At 55.1% G+C, this 4,632-nt stretch carries 3 protein-coding genes and 1 tRNA gene; 1 reads left to right on the top strand and 3 read right to left on the bottom strand.

Annotated features, from left to right (window positions below; genetic code table 11):
• Positions 1 to 503 (bottom strand): peroxiredoxin (locus tag ACOSYY_RS15820; RefSeq protein ID WP_421663603.1); only part of this gene is annotated, 503 nt, incomplete at its 3' end.
• A gap of 273 nt (positions 504 to 776) precedes the next feature.
• Between ACOSYY_RS15820 and ACOSYY_RS15825 the strand changes: the two genes are divergently transcribed.
• Entirely contained in the window at positions 777 to 1,142 is a 366-nt protein-coding gene (locus ACOSYY_RS15825; RefSeq protein WP_421663605.1) for a pentapeptide repeat-containing protein, read from the top strand.
• An 81-nt stretch (positions 1,143 to 1,223) separates the two neighbouring features.
• Here the strand turns inward: ACOSYY_RS15825 and ACOSYY_RS15830 are convergent, their stop codons facing one another.
• A complete protein-coding gene (locus ACOSYY_RS15830; protein ID WP_421663607.1) occupies positions 1,224 to 4,172 on the bottom strand; it encodes a DUF748 domain-containing protein in 2,949 nt (982 codons plus the stop codon).
• A 212-nt stretch (positions 4,173 to 4,384) separates the two neighbouring features.
• Positions 4,385 to 4,461 (bottom strand) — tRNA-Arg (locus tag ACOSYY_RS15835).
• Positions 4,462 to 4,632: the final 171 nt, after the last annotated feature.

Raw genomic sequence — 4,632 nt, forward strand, 5'->3', positions numbered from 1 at the left:
GGAGTGGCGACTTTGTACTTCGATGTCAGCTGAAGAGAGTCGATCACTCGCAACAGCTCATCGAAGTTCCTGCCGCAGGAAGCGGGGTATGTCAAAGTGAGTTTGACCTTCTTGTCCGGGCCGATGACGAAGACCGATCGCACGGTCATATTATCGATGGCGTTGGGATGGATCATATCGTACAGCGTTGCGACCTTCTTATCCGGGTCGGCGATGATCGGGTAGTTCATCGTCGTCTTTTGTGTCTCATTGATATCGTTGATCCAGCCTTTGTGGGAATCCATCGGATCCACGCTGACGGCAATCACTTTTACGCCCCGTTTTTTGAACTCCGGCGAGATTTTGGCCACGGCCCCCAGCTCCGTCGTGCAAACCGGGGTGTAGTCCTTGGGGTGTGAAAAGAGAATCCCCCAACTATTACCCAGCCATTCGTGGAAATTGATCGTGCCCTCGGTCGTGTCTGCCGTAAAGTTCGGCGCATCGTCGCCCAATCGTATTGCCATGGGGTTACCTCCTTGTATCGCGATCACCTACAACAAGATTCTACTTTCTTCGTACAATACTGTGCCCCAATGGACAAGTTCAAGAGGTCGCATGGTAAAGCGTCGGCCGTTCCATGACCGGCAGCCGTGCTCGGGGAAGCGATATCCCGCCGACTCCGGCCCTTGCTGTTTATGATTGACGCGCGACACCGAACGAAGACTTTCGGCTCAAGTTCTCAATGGTCTTGCCGATACGGCTCACAAGACCCTTGGATCCTTGCATAAGGAAACGACATGGCCGGCACGAACCCATCGCGCACCAAACTTCATCTCTCCAAGGACCCGATGTACCTCATGCTGCGTGAAGGTTGCATCAAGGAGTTCAACGTCAAGAAGGCCGCCGGGGACACATGCGATCTCCGGGGATGTGATCTGCGCGGTCTCGACCTTCGGGGTCTCGATGCGGATGGATTGGATTTCAGCGACTGCTACTTCCGGCAAGCCGATCTCCGAGGTATCGACTTGAGCAAGGCCAGATTGGACGGAGCCAGCATTAATGCGTGCAAAATTTCCGGCGTGCTCTTCCCCGCGGAACTGAGCACCCCCGAGATTGAGTTGTCTCTTCTCCACGGGACACGGATGCGGTACAGCGTGAAGTAGCGAGCACTCTCCCGCTCGCGATTGAGAGCGGCACGTCGCCGCTTTCCGGCCATCTTCCCCGCGGCACACCTCGATAGGACTTCAAGGCATCTCGGGACGTGAGGCGGGTTGGTCAGGCAACCCGGCAGACAGGGACAACCGAGTCCGCACCTTCTCATGGCCGGACTCAGCAACGCCCGCGTCAAGAAGAGCCACTCGTTCCTCCGTGAGCCTTCCACCTTCCAGAAGATGGCGGCGGATCTCCTCGGCACGCTGGTGGGCCAGCGCCTCTAATTCACTCGGGGAAATGCGGATGGCCGCCGCGAGCTTTCGCTTCATCTCCGCGACGGTCGGCTGCGTGGGTTCCGCCGGTATCACCGAGGGTTCAGGCGGAGGAAGTTTCGCATAAAGTTTTTCCACCAACCGTTGCTCCTCTTTCTGCGACAGCTCCGCCTGATCGGATGTTGCCCCGCCGCTCATCGCGAACAGCTGATCTCGAAGTTTCATCGTTTGGAGCACCGGCGCATCACGACCCGAATCGGTCGTTCCCTTGATATCGAGCCGTAGTCCCGCCCGCTCATCCAATGCTTTCTCCAGTGCCTCGAGTTTCTCCAATTCACTGTCAGCCAGTACGGCGCTGCCGGGTTGAAACTCGATAAATTGAAGATCCTCCTCGCTACCGCCGCCGGGCACCAGCTTGGCCATCAACGCAAACGGCGAAGCCACGACCTTTCCGAGCAGATTGACCAAAGTCGAAATGACCGCTTTCCCATACTTGAAATCCGGATCCTTAAGATCGCCGCGAATCGGCATATCGATTTCGATGAGACCATTGCGATCTTTGAGGAGCGCGACGATCAACTCAACGGGGAGCGACGTGGCGTCCGTGCTATTCGTCGTCTGACCGAACGTCAGTTGATCGACATGCACGAGATTCTCGGCTTCCAACACTTTCTGCGACACCTTGTACTTCAAATCGAGCGACAACGTTCCCTTCGACAATCTGTAGCCCACATACTTCCTGATGTACGGTTCGGCCTGCGTCAAGTCCATACCGTCAATGGACACGATCAAATCGGTGAAAGCATCTTCGCTCAGCGGGTTAATCTTTCCGACTATTTTTAGGGGAGCCGCCCTTCCAACTTTGCCTCTCAGGTTGACGTCGGCTTTTTGCAACTGCTTCGATGATAGTCCTTTGATGGTCCCGCCGAACTCCGTGAGACTGGTTCTCATGTTTGGTTCAACGGATAAATCCTGGAACGTCGCGGCTAACTTGCCTATCCTGACCTTGTCGATGGAGATAGGGACGGGCCCTTTTGCATGAGGTTCCTGACCCGCCGTCTGATCGCGAGGCGGTGGTGAGACGACGAGACGCGAGAGATTGAGCCGGCCTTCGGAGTCCACCACGATATGGGCGGATGGCTCTTGCCAGACAATTTCTTCGATCGCCACCGCCGTCGGCTCAACATTCAGCGCGATGCGGCTCACGTTCAACGCTTTCCATGTCAGAACATCGTCGATGTCCTTGCGATCCGCGATCGTCAGATTATTCACCACCAGATTTCCTTGAAATCGCATCAATGGTTCGTCCGCGCGCTCATTGGAAACATGCATTGATCCGGCGAGATCGATCGCCCCTTTCTGCACATCGGCATTCAGGAACCGATCCAGATAGGGTTGGAAGGGACGGATTTCAATATGTTTCAGGTTCAGCTCCGCATCGGCAGCCAAAGGCGCAAGTCCCACATTCCCATTCAAATTGATGGATCCCGTCTCGTTCAGATTCAATGACAGATCGATGGGAAACGATTCTTTGAACGGAATCTGAACATCCTTTACCGTGACATTCATCGCCTGCACATTCACATGTCCAGGACGCTCGAGCGTTCGGTCTTCGAAATCGACCCCATAGTTTCGCAATGCGACTTCATCCATCGTGATCGACCAGGGCTTGGCAGGTTTCGCTCGCTCGGTCCTTGCCCCTCCGGACTCTTGCGTTGTGTCCTCGTCTCCGCCGACAGGCGCGAACAGGGGTTGGTAATTGATGACCCCGCCTGGATCCATCCAGGCATCGAACCGGGCATCAGCCGAGTGGACTCTCGCGACATCGATCGTCTGCTTTTGCAAATCCAGCCGAATCCCTTCCACATCAAGCCTGGGAATACTGATCACCGGATCAATCCCACCTCGTTCCATGATCGCGAGATTTTGAATCGACACATTTCCGTTTTTGACGGTGGCCTGTGGAGCCTGACCGCGAAGATCGAAATGGTACGATGCGGAGAGGCCGAGCATGCCCAGCGGGACATCGAACTGAAACTGATCGCGCACGATTTGATACAACGTGCGTACTTTGATCCCGGACAAATCTATTTTGCCGTCGGACTCCACCGGCTCCAGCGAGAAGGTTCCTTCCCACGCCACTTGTTCACCCTTTCCGATCTCCGCTCTGAAGGCATACGCATTCTCGCGTTCTTGGTTTGGAATAGTGCTGAAGTCCCGTAGCACGAAGTGAATCGGCACGACATCGATCACAACCGGTCTTGGCTTGGACTCATCCCTGTATCCCAGTATGCCTTGTTCAACCTCCAGCAGGTCGATCTCCACCGGCATCATCTTTTTGGGTTCCCCCGATGGTGGGGCAGGCTGTTGCACAGTTTCAGCCGGCGGCGGAGCCAACGACATCAGATTCAGCTTTCCCTTTGGGCTCACCCTGACCGCCACGAACGGCATGACGAGGCGGATCTCATCGAATGCCGCCTTCCGCAAAAACAGTGTCGCCGCGCGCAGATTCACGAACAGCTCCTCAAAACCAAGAATCGGCGTCTCGTTCTCCTCCCGCACTTCGAGACCGGTGAGACGAAGGGACAGCGCAAACGGATTGAAAGCTGCCTCGCGAAGAACGATTGGATGCTTGATTTGATCCGAAACGGCAGGAACGACGTACGATTGAATCACATAGGGAAGCAGGAAAAACCCGATGAGCGAGTAGAGAGCAATCAGCCCAGCCAACGTCCCTATCAGCACTCGGGGTCGCAGGAACCGGCGCATGGAATAGCAGACCTTCGAAGACAATGGGAAGATCACATCGTAGTCAAACTATATGGGAGCCAAGCGTTGAATGTCTACTGGGGGATCTCCGTCTTGACCATGAAATTTATTAGGGAATATGGCGTTCTGACGGCAGCAACCAAACCGGCGCTGGGGAAAAGGACGAACCAGGGGCCGAACGAAGATTCAGGCCCCCGAAGGCAAGCTCTGTTTGGTGCGCCCGGCTGGAATCGAACCAGCGACCCTCAGCTTAGAAGGCTGATGCTCTATCCGACTGAGCTACGGGCGCCTTCCAACATTTCAACTACTTGGACGAGTGACCATCCACAGCTATGTCGCTTGGTGTTATTAGGGTGTTAACGTCAAGGTACTTTTGCACCTTCACAGCAGCATCCGTCAAGTCTTTCTCTTCGATTGAATTGTATCGCTTCCACATCTTCTCAGACTTGTGACCAACAAT

The sequence above is a fragment of the Nitrospira sp. BLG_2 genome (assembly GCF_049222245.1).